The organism is Pseudomonas sp. AK106 (genome assembly GCF_053903055.1).
In genome coordinates, this window is the sequence record NZ_CP096426.1 from 1,236,617 (window position 1) to 1,255,449 (window position 18,833).

Consider the following 18,833-nt stretch of genomic DNA (forward strand, 5'->3'; position numbering starts at 1 on the left):
AGGGACGGTCAGGAGCACGGCGACACCACTGGTGTCCTGTCTCCCGGGCTTTTATCCCGCCGTGTAACCTCTACTGGAGGTCGCCAACTCTCGGACCAGCCACTCGCTGGAAGGCGAGCCGGAACCCTAGTCGGCTATTGCAAATTGTGGTGCCGTGAACCTGAGATGACTCCTGCACCCGATCATTAAAGCGAGAGTTGTGCCAAGTCCCGCAAACCCTTGTGGCGCCTGAGTCGGGCAGGCGCAGGTCGTTTCAGGACGGTCGAGACGTGCACTGAAGCAGGGCGCCGTCTGGCGCCTGGGTGCCGCGTTGGGGCACTAGGTCCGCAATTCGCAGTCTCAGTTAACGTTCTCGGCAGTTTCGGGAACGCCGACCAGCGCCGCTGGTTCGAGCTCTACCGCGGTCCGGGAGGCCGCCATGTATCGACGATTGCTTACCGCTTTGATGACGCTGTCCCTTGCAGGTTGTTACGGAGGTTATTACGAATCAGAGAGCTACACGCAGCCCATCTATAGCAGTGGCTACAGCAGCGGTTACGTGTACGACAGTTATCGCCCGGTCGCTCCGGTGTATTCAGGCGGAGCGGTGTATTACTCCTCGCCGCGTTACTACTCGGCGCCCCGCTACTATGCGCCGCCACCGCGTTATTACGCGCCTCCACCCCGTTATTACGGGCCTGGATACGGAGGTGGTCGTCCCGGATACGGGGGGCGTCCCGGTTATGGCGGTGGCAATTGGAACGGTGGAGGGGGTGGGTACCATGGCGGGGGTGGCTATAACGGTGGCGGCAACGGCTATCGTCCACCGCCCCCAGGTCCGAGACCCGGCGGCGGCAATGGCCCCGGCCCAGGCGGCGGTTGGCATGGCAATCCTGGCGGCGGCGGTGGTGGCGGCGGCCCGCGTCCCGGCTTTGGCCCCGGGGGAGGCGGCCACCGAGGAGACGGCGGTTTCGGCCGTGGCGGCCACGGCGGACCGGGTGGCGGCAATCGCTGAGTCACAACAAAACGGCGCTCCGAGGAGCGCCGTTTTTTATGGGATGAATCTCACGGTTGAGGTGTACCACCTGACGCTTCCCCGGCTAAAGCCAGTCCTGTTAAAGGGTGTTAAAGGGGACTGATTTATTTACAACGCTTCACCGTAAATTAATCTGTCCCCGTCTTCTGAAAATCAAATAAATCAGACCCCTTTTAATAGTCCTTTTAATATACAGGGGGTACGCATTCCAGTAGTACAGACTGTGTGAAAACCTAGCCAACCTGCCTCAGATCTAAGAAAATGCCCCGCATCGAAAGATGCGGGGCATTTTCTTATGGCGTACATCCAGGGCGAATCGCGCAACCAGACCAGCCTGTTTCCGGTTTCAATAGATGAGGTCATTCCCGAAGACCATCTTGTCCGAGTCATTGATGCCTATGTTTCGCGCCTGGATCTCAGGGTTCTGGGGTTCGATAAAGCTATTCCCAAGGGCAACGGACGTCCGCCCTACAACCCCGCCGACCTGCTCAAACTCTACATCTACGGCTACTTCCAGCGCATACGGTCTTCGCGCCGGCTTGAGGCTGAGTGCCAACGCAACATCGAAGTCATGTGGCTGCTCAACCGCCTCGCGCCGGACTTCAAAACCATCGCCGACTTCCGCAAAGATAACGCCACTGCGTTCTCCGCAACGTGCCGCGCGTTTGTTCAGTTCTGCCGTTCGGCAGGCCTGGTAAAAGGTGATCTGGTTGCTATTGATGGCAGCAAATTCAAGGCCGTAGCCTCGGCCCGTCGTCACATCAGCACCAAGCACCTCAAGCGCGATCAGGAAAAACTTGATCGCCGGATAGCGAAATATCTGGAGGATCTGGACAGCGCGGATCGCGACGAAAATGAAGAGGTGGTGGATCGAAGCGCTGTTAAAACGGTACTGGCAAAACTGACCGCCAAGCGGGACGACAACCTGACCTGCCAGGCACTGATGGACGAGCTGCAAATTACGCAATTCATCAGCACCGAAAGCGATGCGCGGATGATGCGAGCCCCGCAGGGCATGGCCGTTGCCTACAACGTGCAGACCGCAGTCGACGCTGAAAACAGCCTGATCGTGCACCACGAAGTCACTCAGGATAGCGACGATCGAAAGCAACTGGAGCCGATGGCAAAAGCGACTCAGGAAGTGCTGGAACAGCCGAATCTGACCGTCACGGCTGATGCTGGATACTCCAGCGGCAAGCACTTCCAAGCCTGCGACGACGCGGGCATCACAGCGTATGTACCGATCAATCGAACCATCAACAGCAAGGTCGAAGAGCCCTCGTTTTTCCGTCGGGAAGACTTCACCTATGATCGTGAAAATGATCGTTATCAATGCCCGACCGGCCATTTGCTGACGCTGGTTCAGTTGAACAAGGGAAAGCGTTTCTACCGCGCCAGCGCTGGCGCTTGTGGATCCTGCGCCCTTAAAAACCAATGCACCAAGACCAAATACCGCTCGATCACACGTCATGCCTATGAAGATGCATTTGAGCGAATGGCGCTGCGAATGCAGGCCCACCCGGAAATCGTCGAGGCTCGACGAAGCATCGTTGAGCACCCGTTTGGCAACCTCAAACAATGGATTTACGGCAATGGCCGGTTCCTGCTTCGCCAGCTCAAAGGTGCGCGAACGGAAATGGCGCTGGCGGTGAACGCCTACAACCTGAAAAGAGCGATCAACGTGCTGGGTGTGCGCCGAATGATGGAGTTACTGGCCTGAGGAAGGTCTTTTTCTTCTCTGTATAAATGGAAAATGCCCCGAGTTGATCGGGGCATTTTTTTTGGTTAGCTGCTGAGTAGCTGGTTTTCACACGGTCTGAGTAGGACCGGCTTCAGCCGGGAAGAGGCCCGTTAGAACACCCTCCATGCAGGCATGAACCAACGCCTCAATACTCCGACAAATCCGCCAGCGGGTGTCGGCCTTCCCAGGCTTTTTCGAAGTGCGCGTCCACCACCGCCAGAGGAATGGTAGAAATGTCCTGCCAGTGCCAGTGGGGCGTTTGATCCTTGTCGATCAGCCGCGCGCGCACCCCCTCGGCGAACTCGGGATGTCGGCAGCAATTCAGAGCCATGGTGTATTCCATCTGAAACACCTCGGCCAACGACAGATGCCGCGCCCGTTCGATCTGCTCCCACACAAGGTGCGCCGTCATCGGGCAGCCATCCGTCAGGGTCTTCGCCGCCTTGGCCAGTAAAAGGTCATCGGCATTCAAATGATGCTTCAACGCATGCCAGGCGCTCGGCGCGTCGGCCACATCCAGCAGCTCATCTACGGTCTCGCGACGAGGCAGCCATTGCGCGGCAGGCATCTGATCCACGGCCTCCAGCTGCAGGGCCCTGAACAGGCTGGTCAGTTGCACCTTCGTCTGCTCCTGCCAATTGAGCTGCAACAGCCGGTCGATCATCTCCTCCTGCTGATCGTCCAGCAGAAAGCGATCGGCGAGCCCTAGATCCAACGCGTCACGGCCGTTGATGTGCGCCCCGGTCAATCCAAGGAACAGCCCCAGTTTCCCCGGCAGTCGCGACAGGAACCAACTGGCGCCGACGTCAGGAAACAGGCCGATGCTGACTTCCGGCATCGCCAGCCGGCTGCTTGGTGTGACGACACGAATGTTCGCCCCTTGCAGCAAGCCCATCCCGCCGCCCAATACATAACCGTGGCCCCAGCAGATCAGCGGTTTGGGGTAGGTGTGCAGCGTGTGATCCAGTCGATACTCCGCCGCGAAAAACTGCGCAGCCAGCGGCGGAACCGTACCGGGCTGACCGCTCCCGGCCTCGACCAGCGCGCGCACGTCACCGCCGGCGCAGAAGGCTTTCTCGCCATTGCCGCGCAGCAACACGCAGACAATTTGCGGGTCGCTCGCCCAGTCGTTCAGTCGGTCCTGCAGCGCAAGAATCATCGGCAGCGACAGGGCATTCAGGGATTTTTCCGCATCCAGCGTGGCGATGCCCAGGCGGGCACCGTCCGTGGCGGTGAGCTCTTCAAATTGCAGATTCATCGTGACCTCTTATCAGTGGTACGGGGATCTCTCGAGGCTTGTGAGTCCTCTCGACGCCCGGAAGTTGCAAACCGGCGGCTGTGAACGAGTGTAGGAAAGCCCACGGTGCGCTGCGCTGGAAATAATCAGCCACAGTCCCTAAAGTTGCGCATTGTTTCTGCCGGATTACACCATGACAAACGACGACCGCATCAAACTGGAGGCCAGCTGGAAGCAGGCCCTGCGCGACGAATTCGAGAAGCCTTACATGGGCGAGCTGCGCGAATTCCTGCGTCAGGAGCATGCGGCGGGCAAGGAAATCTACCCGCCGGGACCGTTGATCTTTAATGCGCTGAACTCGACGCCGCTGGATAACGTGAAGGTGGTCATCCTCGGTCAGGACCCGTATCACGGCCCCAATCAGGCCCACGGCCTGTGCTTCTCGGTGCAGCCGGGCGTGCCGGCGCCGCCTTCGCTGGTCAACATCTACAAAGAGCTCAAGCGCGACTTGAACATCGACATCCCCAACCACGGCTATTTGCAGTCGTGGGCCGAGCAGGGCGTGCTGATGCTCAACACCACGCTCACCGTCGAACGCGCCAACGCCGCCTCCCATGCCGGCAAGGGCTGGCAGCACTTCACCGACAAGATCATCGAAACCGTCAGCGCCCATCAGCCGCACCTGGTGTTCCTGCTGTGGGGCGCACACGCGCAGAGCAAGAAAAAACTGATCGATGCATCCAAACACCTGATTCTGACCGCCGTGCACCCATCGCCACTGTCAGCGTACAAAGGGTTTCTGGGCTGCGGGCATTTTGGTCTGGCAAACAAGTTTCTGGAGCAGAACGGCCTGGCGCCGATCGAGTGGCGATTGCCAGCCAGCGTCTGACGCAAATGCTTCGTGCGCCGCGAATTTTCTAGGAGCGCGCCCAACATCTGCGCCGGCCGCAGATCCCGATGTAGGAGCGTGGCTTGTCCCGCGATCGGCCGGGAACCGGTCGTGGAATGGGTGCATGGGGTGGATCAGGGAAGAAATCGATGACTGGTGTGCTGCCGCTGCGCGCCAGATCGCGGGACAAGCCACGCTCCTACAATTTTTTGCCTGCGCAGGCCTTGCGATTCCAATACCGAAACAACGGCTCGGCCAGAAACAACACGAACAACAACCGCATCACCTGCATCGCCGTCACCAGCGGCACCGACAGTTGCAGCACCTCCGCCGTCAGGCTCATTTCTGCAATCCCGCCGGGCATCATCCCCAGCGTCAACGAGCGCAAGTCCAGATGAGTCAACGCGCTCAGCCCCAGTGCGCACAACGCCGCGATGCTCATCGTCAGCGCCGTCCCCAGCAACGTGCGGCCGATGAATGACGGCGCGCGGCGGAAGAACGCGCGGTTGAAGTGGCAACCCAGGCCGCTGCCGATCAGCCATTGCCCCAGCTGACTGCCGCCCTGAGGCAGGCCAATGTGCAAATCGAAACTGACGCTGATCACCGCACTGATCAGTAAAGGCCCAAACAGCCACGGATTGGGCTGTTTCAACCGCTGCCAGCCCCAGGCCACCAGCGCGCCCAGCGGAAACAGCAGCATCAGCCACCGCCAGTCCACCACCGTCGCGTGGGACGGCGCGCCGCCGTCGCCCATCAGATATTTGAAGATCGCCGGCACGCACAGCACCACCGCCAGCACCCGCAGACTCTGCCCGGCGGCGACGTTGCTGAGAATCGCGCCGTTGCGTGCGCCAAGGTTGACCATTTCGCCCGAGCCGCCGGGCATGCTGGAAAAGAACGCCGTCGCGCGGTCCTCGCCGGTGCGCAGCATCAGCCACACGCCCACCACGCTGGAGACGCTGGTGACCAGCGCGCCGATGAAAATCAGGCCGAAATGGGAAAGGACTTGTTCGATGACCACGGGGGTGAAGTGCAGGCCGATGCCGATCCCGACCACCCATTGGCCGCATTTGCGGCCGCCGGGAATTTCAGCCAGCTGCCAGGGCGTGAGGCATCGGACCAGAATGATCGCCAGTAACGAGCCGACCATCCAGGGCAGTGGCCAGCCGACCTGACTGGCGAGAAATCCCCCCAGCAGGCCGACCAGCGGTGTGCCCCACCACGTGCTGAATGGCCGGTCAGACATCGGCCAGCGCGCGACGCTGCCTGGAGCGCTTGCGCCAGATGCGGATCAGCGGGAACACCAGCATGAACGCCGTCACTACCCACATGCCCAGGGTGATCGGGCTCGACCACAGAATCTCCAGGCCGCCGTTGGAAATCGACAGCGCGCGACGCAGGTTTTGCTCCATCAGCCCGCCGAGGATGAACCCCAGCAGAATCGGCGACAGCGGGAAATCCAGCTTGCGCAGGATGTAGCCGAAGATGCCGATGCCGACCATCAGGAACAAGTCGAAGGTGGTGGCATGCACCGCGTAGACGCCGATCCCGGTGATGATCGCGATCACTGGCACCAGTGCCCAGTTCGGCACCGACAGGATGCGGGTGAAGATGCGGATCATCGGGATGTTGAGGATCACCAGCATGATGTTGGCGACGAACAACGACGCGATCAGGCCCCAGACGATGTCCGGTTGCTGTTGAAACAGCAGTGGCCCCGGCGTGATGTTGTACAGCGACAGGGCGCCGATCATCACCGCCGTGGTGCCCGAACCCGGCACGCCCAGCGTCAGCATCGGTACCAGCGCGCCGCACGCCGTTGCGCCAATGGCGGTTTCCGGCGCGGCCAGACCGCGCATGTCGCCCTGTCCGAATTTACCGCTCGCGCCGGCGATACGTTTCTCGGACATGTAGGTCACGGCGCTGGCCAGCGTTGCCCCGGCACCCGGCAGCACGCCCATGATGAAGCCCATCAGACCGCAACGGATGTTCACCCAGAACACCGAACTGGCTTCCTTGAAGTTGAACATCATGCGCCCGGTGGCTTTCACCGCTTCCTGGCCGCGATGGGTTTTCTCCAGCAACAACAGGATTTCGCTGATCGAGAACAGGCCCAGCACCAGCACGACGAATTGAATGCCGTCCGCCAGATGGATGTTGTCACCGGTGAAGCGGTACACGCCGCTGTTGGCGTCGATACCGATGCTCGACAGAAACAGCCCGATCAACGCCGCGACAAAGGTTTTCAGCGGTCGATCGCCGGCCATGCCGCCCAGGCAGACGATGGCGAACACCATCAGCACGAAGTACTCCGCCGGCCCGAAGGCAATTGCCCATTTCGCCAGCAGCGGCGCGAACATGACCATGCCGCAGGTGGCGATGAACGCGCCGATGAACGAACTCCACGCCGACAGCGACAACGCCACGCCGGCCATGCCCTGACGTGCCATCGGGTAGCCGTCCAGCGCGGTCATCACGGTCGATGCTTCGCCCGGAATGTTCAGCAGAATGGAGCTGATGCGGCCGCCGTATTCGCAGCCCAGGTACACCGCTGCCAGCAGGATTAACGCCGATTCCGGCGGCAGGCCCAACGCAAATGCGATCGGGATCAACAGCGCCACGCCATTGATCGGACCCAGGCCAGGCAGCAGGCCGACGACGGTGCCGATCAGCGTGCCGGAAAGGGCGGTAATCAGGTTGTAAGGGGTCAGCGCGACGCCGAAGCCCTGGCCGAGATAGCCGAGAGTGTCCATATCAGTTCTCCAGAACGTCGAGCAGGCCGAGGGGCAGGGGCACATCCATCACTTTGTCGAACAGCACGTATAACGCGATGCTCATGAAGGTGATGATCACGACGCTTGGCAGCCAGCGGCCACCGTACAGGCGCGCCATGGGGATGCCGATCAGAATGCTGCTCAGCACGAAGCCCAGCGGCTCGAACAACCCGGCGAATACCAGCAACAGCAGGGTGCAGATGCCGATTTTGATCAGCGTCGGACGGTCCAGCGCCGGCTCTTCTTCGGAGTGCACGATCGGGGTCGGACGGATCGCCATGTACAGCAGCGAGATGCCCATCAGCGCCAGCATCAGCAGCGGGAAAGCGCGGGGGCCAACGGGTTCGTAGGAAAACGGCGCCTGATAAGGCCATGCCATCATGGCGAGGCCGATACAGACCAGCAGCAGCACGACGGCGAAAATGCGTTGTATAACCATGGAAAGCTCCCGGATCACGCCACCGCGCAGGCGGCGCAATCCTCAGTCAATCGAGTACGCTTCGATGGGTTCAGTCACTGAATCAGGCCGAATTCCTTGGCCAGCGTTTTGTACTCGGCGACGCGGGTTTTCACGTACTTGTCCAGCTCTTCACCGGTCATGGCGAACGGGAACAGCTCACGCTGATCGCGCAGCTTGGCGAAGTCTTCCGAGGCCAGCAGCTTGTCGAACGCCGCTTTCCACCAGTTGTATTCCTCGTCCGACACCTTTGGCCCCAGATAGAAGCCGCGCACCACCGGCCAGACGATGTCGTAGCCCTGTTCCTTGGCGGTCGGAATGTTCTTCATTTCCGGCTCGTCCAGACGCTCTTCAGAGAACACTGCCAGCAGGCGCATGTCGCCGCTGAGAATGTGCGGCATGGAGTCGGAAATGTCGGTGGAGCCCACTTGGATGTGGCCGCCGAGCAGGGCTGTGGCGATTTCACCGCCGCCTTCGAGGGCGACATAACGCAGCTCCCGCGGGTTGATGCCGGCCGCCTTGGCGATCAGCGCGGTCTGCATCCAGTCCTGGCTGCCCACGGTGCCGCCTGAGCCGATGACGACTTTGCCCGGGTCGGCTTTCAGCGCTTTAACCAGATCGTCGAGGTTCTTGTAAGGCGAATCAGCCTTGACTGCGATCGCGCCGTAGCTGGTGCCGACGGCGGCCAGCCAGCGCACGGCGTTTTCATCGTAACGGCCGAATTTGCCCTGCGCCAGGTTCAGCAGCGAGCCGCTGGACCAGGCCACCAGCGTGCCGGCGTCGGCAGGGCGCTGGGCGACCACCGCGTTGTACGCCACGGCGCCGACGCCGCCTGGCATGTAGGTGACGCGCATCGGTTTGGAGAGGATTTTCTCGTTGATCAGCGCGCTCTGCGCCAGTTTGCACGTCAGGTCGAAGCCACCGCCGGGGGAAGCCGGCGCGATGCATTCAGGACGATTGGGCTCGGCGGCCCACAATTGGGTGGCCATCAGCATGCAGCTGGCGGCAACGCTGATTTGGCGCAACGATAGGTTCATGGTCCGTCTCCAGAGGAGTTGTTGTTTTAATGGGGGCAGGCGGTCGTACGTTTGTCAGGCAGTCGTCCCACAACCTTGAGAAGGAGTGGGCCGACACAATGCGGACGTGACGAAACACCGCGCAACAGGGCTGCGAGGTGAACAGTAAACACAATGGGATTCTGACGGCACGAGGGCCGATGATGGCAGTGAGGGCATCACTGATGACTCCGATATTGTTTTTATTGTTGAAAACGCATCAAGGCGTTTTTCGTCACGGCCCTGGCATCAGCAGCGTCGCGCGGGACGCAATCGTGACAAGTCGTAACGGGATCCTAATCAGCGAAGCTTTCGTGAACCTTTCAACTACCTTTCAGGAAGCTTTCAACTGATCCGCCTCAAGCGCAGGAGGTGGCTGTTCCCGCGCGCCGGACCTTCACAGACGACGGCGCCCCTGTAAACTCGGCCCATAAAATGCCCACTCTGGAGAAGTCGATGCGTGTCCTGCTCGTCGAAGATCATCTGCAACTGGCTGAAAGTGTCGCGCTGGCCCTCAAGAGCAGCGGCATGACCGTTGACGTTCTGCACGACGGCGTCGCAGCTGATCTGGCCCTGAGCAGCGAAGAATATGCCGCGGTGGTGCTCGACGTCGGCCTGCCGCGCATGGACGGCTTCGAAGTGCTGGCGCGTCTGCGGGCGCGGGCTAAGAACACGCCCGTGCTGATGCTGACGGCCCGCAGCGACGTCAAGGACAGGGTCCACGGCCTCAACCTCGGCGCCGACGACTACCTGGCCAAACCCTTCGAGCTGTCCGAGCTGGAAGCGCGGGTCAAGGCGTTGTTGCGCCGTAGCGTACTGGGTGGCGAACGCCAGCAACGCTGCGGGGAGCTGGTCTACGACCTCGACACCCGCCGCTTCACCTTGGGCGAAGAACTCCTCACGCTGACCTCCCGCGAGCAATCGGTGCTCGAATCGCTCATCGCCCGGCCCGGTCGGGTGATGAGCAAGGAGCAACTGGCGGCCCAGGTATTTGGCCTGGACGAAGACGCCAGCGCCGACGCCATCGAAATCTACGTGCACCGTCTGCGCAAGAAGCTCGACGGGCACCCGATTGCGATCGTCACGTTTCGGGGTCTGGGTTATCTGCTGGAAAGCCGGGATGCTTAATCCGTTCCCTTCAGCGGAAAACAGCCTGCGCTGGCGCTTGCTGTGGAACCTCGGTCTGCTGCTGGTGGTGCTGATGATCGCCAGTGGCATGAGCGCCTACTGGAACGGACGCGAAGCGGCAGACACTGCTTACGATCGCACCTTGCTGGCTTCGGCGCGGACCATCGCTGCCGGGTTGTCGGAACGCGACGGCACCCTCAGCGCCGACGTACCGTATGTGGCCCTGGACACCTTCGCCTACGACAGCGCGGGGCGCATCTACTACCAGGTCAACGACATCAATCAGAAGCTCATTTCGGGCTACGAAAACATTCCCGCGCCGCCCCAAGGCACGCCGCGCACCGACGCCTATCCGGCGCTCGCCAAGTTCTACAGCGCGCGTTATCAGGGGCAGGATGTGCGAGTGGTGAGCCTGCTCAAGGCCGTGAGCGAGCCGAACATGAACGGCATGGCCGAGATTCGCGTGGCGGAAACCGAAGAGGCGCGGGTCGACATGGCCCAGGCCCTGATGGCCGATACCCTGCTGCGTCTGGGCATGCTCGGCAGCGGCGCTCTGCTGCTGGTCTGGTTCACGGTCAGCGCCGCGTTGCGACCCCTGGACCGCTTGCGCACGGCGGTGGAAGAACGCCAGCCTGACGATTTGCGCTCGTTGCCGCTGGTCGAAGTGCAGCACGAGCTGCGTCCGCTGGTCAGCTCCCTCAATCACTTCACCGAACGGCTGCGCATGCAGTTCGAGCGTCAGGCGCAATTCATCGCCGACGCCGCCCATGAATTACGCACGCCGCTGGCTGCATTAAAGGCGCGGCTGGAGCTGGGGCTGCGTGATCAGGAGCCTGCGGCGTGGCGTAACACGCTGGAGAGCGCCGCCTCCGGCACCGACAAACTGACCCACCTGGCCAACCAGTTGCTGTCGCTGGCACGCATCGAAAATGGCGCGCGGGCCATTGCGGAGGGCGGCGCACAATTGCTCGACCTCAGTCAGCTGGCCCGGGAGCTGGGCATGGCCATGGCGCCGCTGGCCCATGCACGGGGTGTGGCATTGGCGCTGGAAGCCGACGAGCCGGTGTGGATGCGCGGCGAACCCACGTTGCTCAACGAACTGCTGAGCAACCTGGTGGATAACGCCCTGGCTCATACCCCGGCGGGCGGCAACGTGATTTTGCGTGTTCATGCGCCGTGTGTGCTTGAAGTCGAGGACGACGGCCCCGGCATCCCCGCCCACGAGCGCGAGCGAGTGTTCGAGCGCTTCTACCGGCGTAATCAGCAGAGCAAGGGTTCCGGTCTGGGGTTGGCGATCGTGGGGGAGATCTGCAGGGCACACCTGGCGCGTATCACCTTGCATGACGGCGCACAGCGGGGCTTGAAAGTGAGGGTGAGCTTTATGGTGCCGGAGTCGGGGCTGGTGGGACTGGTTTGACCGGTTAGGTCAACAGGATCAGTACAACAGCGTCATTGCCTGGTTCATCTCATTGATCAGCCCGCCATCGGCCATGTTCAGGCCCAACCGCGCCACGGCCGGCACGGCCTGAAACTGCAGATTCGAGTACGGCGTGCCGTTCATTTCGTGAATGTGAATCGTCGCGACCTGGACCAGATCCACGTAGTCAGCCTGACCCGAGACACGGCTGAAATTCTGGAATTCCCGGGGCACGATCGCCAGGCCGTCCGGGAAATCCCATGAGCGCAGCAGCCGCTCGCCGATGATTGGATGGATGCGTTCGATAACATGATTGAGGCTGATCGGGTCGGCGAGCAACTCGTAGTTGTCCTCGGCGTACGTCAGGATCGGCAACACACCAATCAGGTGGATGAGCCCGGCCAGCGTGGCCTTGTCAGCCTTGAGGCGCGCACTGCGGTAACTGAGGACATTACACACCCCGGCCACCTGCATGCTGAGTTTCCAGATGTCGCGCATCTTGGTTTCGATGACGTCGGATTTGGCGTGAAACATCTGCTCCACCACCAGCCCGATGGCCAGGTTACAGCTGTAGTTAACGCCCAGCCGTCGGACCGCCGTCAGCACGTCGCTGACTTCGAAATTGGGCCGCAGCAGGGGGCTGTTGACGACTTTGATCAGCCGTGCGGAAAGCGCGGTGTCGCTGCCGATGACCTTGCTCAGTGCAGCAATGGAGATTTCCGAGTCTTCCGCCGCGAGGCGGATTTTCAGTGCAACTTCGGGGAGAGTTGGCAGAAACAGAGCATCCTTGTCGATCGCCTTGATCAGATCCCTCTGCACTTCGTCAGCCATGCTACTCATATTGGATCTCTGGACATTGCATTCCGGCCAACGGCCGTCCACACGAGGGGACGGCGCTGGCAACTACGCCGACGTCTTGCACATGCCTCAACCGGGTTCAACGCTGTGTTTCGAGCTTCGCGTCGAGGGTGTATGGCAATTCGCTCATTTGCAGGGCCTCGCCATCTGCCGCACCCAGATGGATCCGGCCATCTTCCGCCGCATCCGCCTGCAAGACCGCCAGCACCTCGATCCCGACATCAGACCGGGCCGCGATCACAACGTTGCCTACTGCGCTTGAATGAACCGGCGAAAACAGTGCAGCCCCCGGTTCAGGCAGTTCTGTGCTGCCCATGGTCAGGCGGTACAGCCGGCGTTTCAGCTTGCCGAGGTACTGCATGCGCGCCACGATCTCCTGGCCGGTGTAGCAACCTTTCTTGAAACTCACACCGCCCACGGCTTGCAGGTTGATCATCTGTGGAATGAATTCTTCGCGAGTCTGCCCGACCACCTGGCCGATGCCGGCGCGAATCTGCCCCAGCAACCAGTCGTTGAGCGGCTCTTGCGGCACGTGGGAGATCAGCCGGCTGCGCACGTCATCGGCCTGCTCGGCACGTACCCACAATTCGGCGCGGGCAGGGGAGACGCGAATGGCGATGAGGTCATTGGCGCGGACCACCGAGTCGGTCTCCTGCGCAAGGTCGAGGCCAAGGCTGACCAGTGCCCCGTCGCCATCCTGCAAGCCGAATCGCACCCAGGACACGCTTTCGTCGGTCAGTTTGGATTTGGAGAAGACAGCGTATTTCTTCAGGTCCAGCAATTGCGCTTCGATCAGCTCGCTGGCCATCGCCAGCAGCACGCCATCACCTTCGAGCAGGATGCGGAAGCTCGACTGCATGCGGCCCTTTTGCGTGCAGCGCGCACCGAGGGTGGCTTTGCCTTCGCTCAGGTAGTCGATGTTGCAAGTCAGTTGGCCTTGCAGGAATTTGCCGGCATCCACGCCGCGAACGGCGAGCACACCTTCATGGGACAGGGGGCAGAAAAATGCTGGAACGGCCATGAGTCATCGCAGGGTAGAAGTCTGGGGCACCATCATAGTGCCGCGTGTCGTTAATGGGTATACGCAAAAAGCTGCGACTAACTGCAAGTACGCCCCGGGACGATGCGCCTGTATACTCGCCGGCAAATTCGAGGAGCCCTCCATGGTCGAAGATGTTGAACTCAATCGCCTCTTTTGGCACAGCCGTCGCGGCATGCTCGAGCTGGACGTATTGCTGGTGCCGTTCGTCAAAGAAGTCTACCCGACGCTCAATCAGGTCGATCGCGACCTCTACGTGCGCCTGCTGACCTGTGAAGATCAGGACATGTTCGGCTGGTTCATGCAGCGCGCGGAATCCGAAGATCCGGAGCTGCAACGCATGGTTCGGATGATCCTGGACCGTGTCCAGCCGAAGTGATCGCTTCGAATGCCGTTGGCAGCCTTCCCGGGCGCTGCTGACGGCGTACCTCGTCACGCAAATCCTTGCGCTGGCGTCGACCGTTTTCCTTTCAATTCCCTTGTGGGCAAAAGCCATCGGCGTCTTGCTGTGCGCATTGCACGCAGCACGCAGTCTCCGGACGTTCATTCTGCTGGACCGGCCTCAGTCATCTACGGGGCTGCGCCGTGACGGCAGCGGCTGGGCGTTGTGGAGCGAGGAGGGCGGCTGGCAACCGGTGCAGCTGCGCCCCGACAGCCTGGCGCTGCCGCACCTGGTTGTGCTGCGTTTCAGGCGGATGACGGGCCATTGGCTGAGCCGCATGTGGGTGCGAAGCCTGTGCATCCCGGCAGACGCCATGGCCCCGGACAGTCACCGACGCCTGCGTTTGCGCCTGAAGTTCAGCCGGCGAAGGTGGGCGGCACCAGAATAGTGTCCAGCGCTTCGGGCAGCATGTCGGGGTAATCCAGCGTGTAGTGCAGACCGCGGCTTTCTTTGCGCGCCATCGCTGAAGCAATCATCAGCTCTGCCACTTGGGCCAGGTTGCGCAGCTCGATCAGATCGCGACTGACCTTGTAGTTGCTGTAGAACTCGTCGATTTCGTCCAGCAACAGCCGCACCCGATGCTGGGCGCGCTGCAGACGCTTGTTGGTGCGCACGATGCCCACGTAGTCCCACATAAACCGACGCAGCTCATCCCAGTTGTGGGCGATGATCACGTCTTCGTCGGAATCGGTCACCTGGCTCGAATCCCATGCCGGCAGATTTTGCGGCTGGGGGACGTGCTCAAGCTGAGTCACGATGTCTGCCGCAGCCGAGCGGGCGTACACGAAGCACTCCAGCAGCGAGTTGCTGGCCATGCGGTTGGCGCCGTGCAGGCCGGTGAAGCTGGTCTCGCCGATCGCATACAGTCCAGGCACATCGGTGCGGCCCTGTTGGTCAACCATAACGCCGCCACAGGTGTAGTGCGCCGCCGGCACCACCGGAATCGGTTGACGGGTGATGTCGATACCGAACGTGAGGCAACGCTCGTACACGGTCGGGAAGTGGCTCTTGATGAAGTCTTCGGACTGGTGACTGATGTCCAGAAACACGCAGTCGGCGCCCAGGCGTTTCATCTCGTGGTCAATCGCCCGGGCAACGATGTCACGGGGAGCCAGTTCGGCCCTTGGGTCAAAACGCTGCATGAAGCGTTCGCCATCGGGCAGCTTCAGGTAAGCGCCTTCGCCGCGCAGGGCTTCGGTAATCAGAAAGCTCTTGGCCTGGGGGTGGTACAGGCAGGTGGGGTGGAACTGGTTGAACTCCAGATTGCCCACGCGGCAGCCCGCGCGCCAGGCCATCGCTATGCCGTCGCCGCAAGCGCCGTCTGGGTTGCTGGTGTAGAGGTAGACTTTCGCCGCGCCGCCGGACGCCAGAATGGTGAAACGCGCGCTGTGGGTGTCGACCTCTCCCGTCAAACGATCCAGCACATAGGCGCCCAGGCAACGCTGCCCTTGCAGGCCCAGCCGGGACTCGGTGATGAGATCGACTGCCACGCGCTGTTCCAGCAATTCGATATTGGGGCGTGCGCTGGCCTGCGCCAGCAATGTGCGGAAGATCGCCGCGCCAGTAGCGTCGGCGGCATGAATAATCCGGCGATGGCTGTGACCCCCTTCGCGGGTGAGGTGAAACTCGAAGCCGCCGTCCACGACGGTCGAGGGGTCATCGCGGGTAAAGGGCACGCCAAGGTCGATCAGCCATTGAATGGCCTCGCGGCTGTGCTCGACGGTAAACCGGACTGCGTCCTCATGGCACAGGCCGCCGCCCGCGTTGAGGGTGTCTTCCACGTGTGACTGTATGGTGTCGGCGTCATCCAGCACTGCCGCAACGCCGCCCTGAGCCCAGAACGTCGAGCCGTTCGCCAGATCGCCTTTGCTGAGGACCGCCACGCGCAAATGCCCGGGCAGTGTCAGTGCAAGACTCAAACCGGCTGCGCCGGAGCCTATTACCAATACGTCGTGCTGGAAATGCTGACTCATCTCAGGTACCGGCGTCTAAATGGCCACTAGTATAAGCAAGTGTGGAACGGCACAATGTCCGCGCTTTATGGCAACGGTGAATCACGGTGGGAGCGGAGTGTGCGCCACCTCGCAATCTCCCGCACCCCGTTTGATGGATGCGATCTTTCCCACAGCTTCATATGGATTGAGTCCTACAACTGACGGGGGATGTGTCTTACGGCCAATAATGAACGATGGGAACTTTTCACGAACCCGCACGTTCAATAGTGGGTTGCCCATAAAGGAACAGCGTCGACGTTACGCAGTGGCAGTTTCCAGCCAGTACGAACGTTTTTGACGACAAGATTATTTACGCAGCCGACCTGGTTCGAGCGGCGTTTTCTGTGCGGGCAGCAGACGCCCGCCGGAAACTTGCTTGAAGGGGGGAGAACTTTTGCTTAAAGCCCGAGTCTATGTTTGCAAGCCTGCGAAAGAGCCGATGCGATGCTCCTTTAAGCTTTATGAGGAGTGTTCATGCTAACCCAGGAAGAAGATCAGCAGCTGGTTGAACGCGTACAGCGCGGCGACAAGCGAGCGTTTGATCTGCTAGTGGTGAAATATCAGCACAAGATTCTTGGGTTGATCGTGAGATTTGTTCACGACACCCACGAAGCCCAGGATGTTGCGCAAGAGGCTTTTATCAAAGCCTATCGCGCACTTGGTAACTTCCGCGGTGACAGTGCGTTTTATACGTGGCTGTACCGTATCGCCATTAACACGGCGAAGAACTATCTGGTGTCGCGAGGTCGGCGTCCGCCGGATAGCGATGTCAGATCGGAAGACGCGGAGTTCTACGATGGCGATCACGGCCTCAAGGACATCGAGTCGCCAGAACGGGCATTGCTGCGGGATGAGATCGAAGGCACCGTCCATAGAACCATCCAGCTACTGCCAGAAGATTTGCGTACAGCTTTAACGTTGCGTGAGTTCGACGGTCTGAGTTACGAAGACATTGCCAGTGTCATGCAATGTCCGGTTGGTACCGTGCGCTCTCGCATTTTTCGCGCTCGGGAAGCCATCGACAAAGCCTTGCAACCTCTGTTGCAGGAAACCTGAGACAGCGGCGATAGCCACAAGAGAGGAACCGCCATGAGTCGTGAAGCCCTGCAGGAATCGCTGTCCGCGGTGATGGATAACGAAGCGGACGAATTGGAACTGCGTCGGGTGCTTAGCGCCATTGAAGATGCAGACACACGAGCCACCTGGTCCCGTTATCAGATTGCCCGTGCAGCAATGCATAAAGAACTGTTGCTGCCTCATCTGGATATTTCGGCTGCCGTTGCTGCCGGAATCGCTGATGAAGTGAGCCCGTTGAAGGCCGGTCGCGGCCCTTGGCGTACGCTGGGTCGCTTGGCCGTAGCCGCCTCGGTGACTGTTGCCGTTCTGGCTGGTGTACGCTTGTACAACCAGGACGAAATTGCCGGGGCGCAACTGGCTCAGCAATCCCAGCCGGCCAACGTCGCAATGCCGCAGGCCAAAGGTCCGGCGGTGCTCGCAGGCTACACCGAGGGCGAGCAGTCCCCGGGTCCGATGGCCAGTGGTGTGCTGCAGAACCAGGCCGGTTGGCATGACCAACGTCTGCCAGGTTACCTGCGTCAGCATGCTCAGCAAGCTGCCATGAAAGGCGCTGAAGGCGCTCTGCCATACGCTCGTGCTGCAAGCCTGGAAAACCGTTAAGGAGGATCATGCGCGCCATCCCTCTACTGCCGCTTCTGCTGGGTGGATGGCTGGTCCTTCCAGCTCATGCCGATGACGCGCAAGACCAGCTGAAACGTCTTGCGCAGGCCGAGCAACGGCAAAGCTACACCGGCACATTCGTTTATGAGCGTAACGGAAGCTTCTCTACTCACCGAATCTGGCAGCGCGTCGCCGACGGCAAGGTTCGCGAGCATCTACTTCAACTGGATGGCTCTCCTCAGGAAGTACTGCGCGTCGACGGGGTTACCCAGTGCGTGAGCGGTACCCTCGAAGAGGGTGTGTCCAGCGTTCCCGATTCTCCGGCCCGAGCTTTTGATGCTGTCAGGTTGTCATCCTGGTATGACATCAAGTCAGCAGGCACCTCGCGTGTTGCCGGACGTGTGGCCAATGTGGTGACGCTTACCCCCCGTGATCAGCACCGCTACGGCATCGAACTGCACCTCGACAGTGAAACCGGTCTGCCATTGAAGTCGTTGTTGCTCAGTGACAAGGGCCAATTGCTCGAGCGCTTCCAGTTCACCGACCTCAACACCTCGCAGTCGCTGACTGATCAGATGCTGACGCCCGGTGCTGACTGCAAGCCGGTTGAAGTGGCCAGGTCCAAAGCAGATGCGCCAAAGCAGAATGTTGTGTGGCGCTCGGACTGGTTGCCTCCCGGTTTTGACCTGAGCAGCGCTGCCGTACGCAAGGATCCGGACTCGAAAAGTCTTGTGACGAGCCTGATGTATGACGATGGCCTCGCCCGTTTTTCGGTGTTCGTCGAGCCCGTCACTGGCGCCGCGGTCACGGACATCCGCACTCAGTTAGGGCCAACCGTTGCCGTCTCCCGTCGCGTAACCACACCCAAGGGTGATGCGATGGTGACCGTGGTGGGCGAGATCCCCATCGGGACCGCCGAGCGCATTGCGTTGTCGATGCGCGACGATGCTGCGACCACGAGCAAGAACTGATTCTGCACGCCGGTGATGGCCACTATGAAAAAGGTTTCATTCGGTCGTTTCACGTTCACAAGCCTTTAAATATGGGCTTCACTGGTACTGCTGAAATGTTTAGTGCGCTTTGTCGGTTGCAATCGGGTGTATTTTTTTC

18 protein-coding genes and 1 riboswitch are annotated in these 18,833 nt (G+C 60.8%); of the genes, 10 read left to right on the forward strand and 8 right to left on the reverse strand.

Translation table 11 applies throughout. The features are described from left to right. Positions 1 to 38: 38 nt before the first annotated feature. A riboswitch (guanidine-I (ykkC/yxkD leader) is annotated at positions 39 to 141 on the reverse strand. 722 nt (positions 142 to 863) lie between these two features. Both M1E04_RS05650 and M1E04_RS05655 read left to right on the forward strand, forming a co-directional pair. After that, the gene (locus M1E04_RS05650) at positions 864 to 1,118 is read left to right on the forward strand and encodes a hypothetical protein (protein ID WP_369318398.1); all 255 of its coding nucleotides are present in this window, start codon (positions 864 to 866) and stop codon (positions 1,116 to 1,118) included. Positions 1,119 to 1,310: 192 nt separating this feature from the next. Further along, on the forward strand, positions 1,311 to 2,735 hold the full coding sequence (locus M1E04_RS05655) for an IS1182 family transposase (RefSeq protein ID WP_456291445.1): 1,425 nt from the start codon (positions 1,311 to 1,313) through the stop codon (positions 2,733 to 2,735). 166 nt (positions 2,736 to 2,901) lie between these two features. Here M1E04_RS05655 and M1E04_RS05660 read toward each other — a convergent pair whose 3' ends face one another. After that, positions 2,902 to 4,014, reverse strand: coding sequence for an enoyl-CoA hydratase/isomerase family protein (locus M1E04_RS05660; protein ID WP_456292531.1), 1,113 nt, complete (start codon positions 4,012 to 4,014; stop codon positions 2,902 to 2,904). Between the two features lie 172 nt (positions 4,015 to 4,186). Here M1E04_RS05660 and ung point away from each other — a divergent pair, with 172 nt between their 5' ends. After that, a complete protein-coding gene (ung, locus tag M1E04_RS05665; RefSeq protein WP_410934787.1) occupies positions 4,187 to 4,882 on the forward strand; it encodes a uracil-DNA glycosylase in 696 nt (231 codons plus the stop codon). Positions 4,883 to 5,081: 199 nt separating this feature from the next. On the opposite strand, the gene M1E04_RS05670 is transcribed toward ung, so the two are convergent. From M1E04_RS05670 to M1E04_RS05685, 4 genes are all read right to left on the reverse strand, one after another. After that, positions 5,082 to 6,128 (reverse strand): AbrB family transcriptional regulator, encoded by a 1,047-nt coding sequence (locus M1E04_RS05670; protein ID WP_410934786.1) that lies wholly within the window; start codon positions 6,126 to 6,128, stop codon positions 5,082 to 5,084. Continuing rightward, on the reverse strand, positions 6,121 to 7,635 hold the full coding sequence (locus M1E04_RS05675) for a tripartite tricarboxylate transporter permease (protein WP_065992418.1): 1,515 nt from the start codon (positions 7,633 to 7,635) through the stop codon (positions 6,121 to 6,123). Before M1E04_RS05675 ends, M1E04_RS05670 begins: the two co-directional genes overlap by 8 nt. Before the next feature lies 1 nt (position 7,636). Next, a complete protein-coding gene (locus tag M1E04_RS05680) occupies positions 7,637 to 8,095 on the reverse strand; it encodes a tripartite tricarboxylate transporter TctB family protein (RefSeq protein WP_108122261.1) in 459 nt (152 codons plus the stop codon). A gap of 74 nt (positions 8,096 to 8,169) precedes the next feature. Continuing rightward, positions 8,170 to 9,150, reverse strand: coding sequence for a Bug family tripartite tricarboxylate transporter substrate binding protein (locus M1E04_RS05685; protein WP_065992422.1), 981 nt, complete (start codon positions 9,148 to 9,150; stop codon positions 8,170 to 8,172). Between the two features lie 474 nt (positions 9,151 to 9,624). On the opposite strand from M1E04_RS05685, the gene M1E04_RS05690 reads away from it, so the two are divergent. Next, positions 9,625 to 10,296: a response regulator gene (locus tag M1E04_RS05690; RefSeq protein WP_192135230.1), complete on the forward strand. Its 672-nt coding sequence runs from the start codon at positions 9,625 to 9,627 to the stop codon at positions 10,294 to 10,296. Then, positions 10,289 to 11,713: a sensor histidine kinase gene (locus tag M1E04_RS05695; RefSeq protein WP_065992428.1), complete on the forward strand. Its 1,425-nt coding sequence runs from the start codon at positions 10,289 to 10,291 to the stop codon at positions 11,711 to 11,713. Before M1E04_RS05690 ends, M1E04_RS05695 begins: the two co-directional genes overlap by 8 nt. 18 nt (positions 11,714 to 11,731) lie before the next feature. Here M1E04_RS05695 and M1E04_RS05700 read toward each other — a convergent pair whose 3' ends face one another. Continuing rightward, positions 11,732 to 12,553 (reverse strand): HDOD domain-containing protein, encoded by an 822-nt coding sequence (locus M1E04_RS05700; RefSeq protein ID WP_065992430.1) that lies wholly within the window; start codon positions 12,551 to 12,553, stop codon positions 11,732 to 11,734. Between the two features lie 97 nt (positions 12,554 to 12,650). Continuing rightward, positions 12,651 to 13,592: a CAF17-like 4Fe-4S cluster assembly/insertion protein YgfZ gene (gene ygfZ, locus M1E04_RS05705; protein ID WP_369318396.1), complete on the reverse strand. Its 942-nt coding sequence runs from the start codon at positions 13,590 to 13,592 to the stop codon at positions 12,651 to 12,653. Positions 13,593 to 13,734: 142 nt separating this feature from the next. Between ygfZ and M1E04_RS05710 the strand changes: the two genes are divergently transcribed. Beyond that, positions 13,735 to 13,989, forward strand: a complete 255-nt coding sequence (locus M1E04_RS05710; RefSeq protein ID WP_065992433.1) for an FAD assembly factor SdhE — start codon at positions 13,735 to 13,737, stop codon at positions 13,987 to 13,989. Continuing rightward, positions 13,973 to 14,440, forward strand: a complete 468-nt coding sequence (locus M1E04_RS05715; protein ID WP_065992438.1) for a protein YgfX — start codon at positions 13,973 to 13,975, stop codon at positions 14,438 to 14,440. Before M1E04_RS05710 ends, M1E04_RS05715 begins: the two co-directional genes overlap by 17 nt. On the opposite strand, the gene nadB is transcribed toward M1E04_RS05715, so the two are convergent. Further along, positions 14,409 to 16,025 (reverse strand): L-aspartate oxidase, encoded by a 1,617-nt coding sequence (gene nadB, locus M1E04_RS05720; RefSeq protein WP_296306371.1) that lies wholly within the window; start codon positions 16,023 to 16,025, stop codon positions 14,409 to 14,411. The genes M1E04_RS05715 and nadB overlap by 32 nt on opposite strands. Before the next feature lie 495 nt (positions 16,026 to 16,520). Between nadB and rpoE the strand changes: the two genes are divergently transcribed. The 3 genes from rpoE to M1E04_RS05735 are packed head-to-tail and all read left to right on the forward strand — an operon-like array spanning position 16,521 to position 18,694. Beyond that, positions 16,521 to 17,102 carry an RNA polymerase sigma factor RpoE gene (rpoE, locus tag M1E04_RS05725; RefSeq protein WP_037014368.1) on the forward strand — a complete coding sequence of 194 codons (582 nt, stop codon included), beginning with the start codon at positions 16,521 to 16,523 and terminating at the stop codon, positions 17,100 to 17,102. Positions 17,103 to 17,135: 33 nt separating this feature from the next. Continuing rightward, positions 17,136 to 17,723: a sigma-E factor negative regulatory protein gene (locus tag M1E04_RS05730; RefSeq protein ID WP_065992442.1), complete on the forward strand. Its 588-nt coding sequence runs from the start codon at positions 17,136 to 17,138 to the stop codon at positions 17,721 to 17,723. A gap of 8 nt (positions 17,724 to 17,731) precedes the next feature. Continuing rightward, complete coding sequence (locus M1E04_RS05735; RefSeq protein ID WP_369318395.1) at positions 17,732 to 18,694, forward strand: MucB/RseB C-terminal domain-containing protein; 963 nt, start codon at positions 17,732 to 17,734, stop codon at positions 18,692 to 18,694. The last annotated feature ends 139 nt before the right edge of the window (positions 18,695 to 18,833 follow it).